Annotated in this window: 2 protein-coding genes, 1 tRNA gene and 1 pseudogene; all 4 read left to right on the plus strand. The window is 59.4% G+C overall.

The window, feature by feature from the left end; genetic code table 11:
• Positions 1–34: 34 nt before the first annotated feature.
• Positions 35–445 (plus strand): CBS domain-containing protein, encoded by a 411-nt coding sequence (locus OP496_RS17520; RefSeq protein WP_280565172.1) that lies wholly within the window; start codon positions 35–37, stop codon positions 443–445.
• Between the two features lie 226 nt (positions 446–671).
• Positions 672–747: transfer RNA gene (locus OP496_RS17525), tRNA-Gly, on the plus strand.
• Between the two features lie 260 nt (positions 748–1,007).
• Positions 1,008–1,379 (plus strand): hypothetical protein, encoded by a 372-nt coding sequence (locus tag OP496_RS17530; protein ID WP_280565175.1) that lies wholly within the window; start codon positions 1,008–1,010, stop codon positions 1,377–1,379.
• Between the two features lie 64 nt (positions 1,380–1,443).
• A pseudogene (locus OP496_RS17535) lies at positions 1,444–1,803 on the plus strand (AraC family transcriptional regulator); the annotation flags it as partial.

The raw sequence follows: 1,803 nt of genomic DNA on the forward strand, positions 1-1,803 counted from the left end.
CCGGTCCTGCCCGTCGACGCTAAGGAGGCCTTCCATGACGCGCTCATCCCCCACCGTAGTCGGCGATATCATGATCGGCGATGGCTACCGAGTCACCGCCAACACTTCGATTTCGGTCCTTGCTGACGGTCTGGCTCGCCACCGATTGCCCGGTGCACCAGTCGTCGATGCACAAGACCGCCTGATCGGCTTCATCTCGGAACAGGATGTCCTGGGCCAGTTGCTCGATAGCGCCTATCACTGCGGCCAACCCTCATTGGTCGGCGAGCTGATGCGAGAAGTTGTGCTGACCGTAACGCCTGAAAAGAGCATCGTCGACCTGGCCGAATCCATGCGTGGCGAACGCCCCAAGGTATATCCCGTCGTCGATGACGGACACGTCATCGGCCTGGTAACTCGTCGCGAGGTTCTCGGCGCCTTGTTGACCATGCGCAACCGCTGCTGAGGCCGACGACAGCGCATAAAAAACCGCCGTACAAAGGGCACGGCGGTCAATCGAGAACAGTAAGCTCAAAACGCATTTCCTAGCGACTGCCTGGAATCACGTTTCTTGCATTAACTCAGACCATATTGCGGGCAAAAGTTCCCTCGCCTCGCGCATTTTTTATCGAGCGCTGCCATGATCAGGCTTGCCAAGGCCTGGCTCGCTTGATTAACATCCCCAGCGTTGAGCGGGCATAGCTCAGTTGGTAGAGCATCAGCTTCCCAAGCTGAGGGTCGCGAGTTCGAGCCTCGTTGCCCGCTCCACTCCTTCTTCGTAAACTCAGGCAGACCTCAGGGTCGCGAGCTGGTGCGCCAGCCCGGTCGCGCCTCGTTGCCCGCTCCACTCCTTCTTCGTAAACTCAGGCAGACCTCAGGGTCGCGAGCTGGTGCGCCAGCCCGGTCGAGCCTCGTTGCCCGCTCCACTCCTTCCTTGCGATTTCATCACGCCAGAAGAGTCACTGCGTCGTGCCGCGATCGCATGCTAGACTCGAGACTTCGCATTCGTTTCGGCCTCTCAACGCATCATGCTACTTTTTTTACTGGTTTTCGCCGTCTGTCTGACGATCCTGGTCGGTACCGTGGCGATGCTGATGCTCAGCCGTACGCCCCGCTACCGAACCGAGCCCGAGCACCTGCTAACGCTGTTCGACAAAACGCTGGACAAGCGCACCAGCGTGGCCGAGTGGCATACGCTGGTCGATTATCCGATTCGCCACGATGCCTATCTCGAAAGCATTCGCCGCCGCGCGCAGCATGTGATGGAGGAGCATGGTAGACCCTGGCAAGTCGCACAGGGAGGCTGCATGCTATCGCGTGCCGGGCGCGATGAACTCGAGGCAATACGCGACCATTTGCGCGCGCGCCTGGCACTGCAAAAGCCTGAACTGGAGGCCTGATAATTGCGCCTCACGCGCCATCGGCGTGTATGGTAAGCTCACTGCGAAGCTCAGGAGGGTCACCATGAGCAGCAGTATTCGTCTGACGCCGCTCGACAACACCGTCAAGCATCACGGTCATGCCTTCCACCAGATCGTTATCGGCCTGGCCGGCCATGCCGAATTCGAGATCGAGGGGCTGGGCGGTTCCATCGCTCCCTTGTCGGGTTGCATCGTCCCGATCAATCACGTGCATTATTATGAAGGTATCGGTGACAACCGTCAGTTGATCCTCGATCTTCCGGATGACTCGCCCTCGCTGACCGGAAGCCACCGCGAACTGGCCAGCCTGTTCGATGCGCCACGCTATTTCACGCTCGACGACCCCCTGCGCAATTATCTCAACTTTGTGGTGCAGGAAATGTCGCAGCCGCGCCATGCCGAC

Source organism: Chromohalobacter sp. 48-RD10 (assembly GCF_029889785.1).
In the GTDB taxonomy this organism is placed as follows: domain Bacteria; phylum Pseudomonadota; class Gammaproteobacteria; order Pseudomonadales; family Halomonadaceae; genus Chromohalobacter.

What these genes read in the sequence shown, in the direction of transcription:
- OP496_RS17520 (WP_280565172.1), top strand. Translation starts at nt 35, where the DNA reads ATGACGCGCTCATCCCCCACCGTAGTCGGCGATATCATGATCGGCGAT.
- OP496_RS17530 (WP_280565175.1), top strand. Translation starts at nt 1,008, where the DNA reads ATGCTACTTTTTTTACTGGTTTTCGCCGTCTGTCTGACGATCCTGGTC.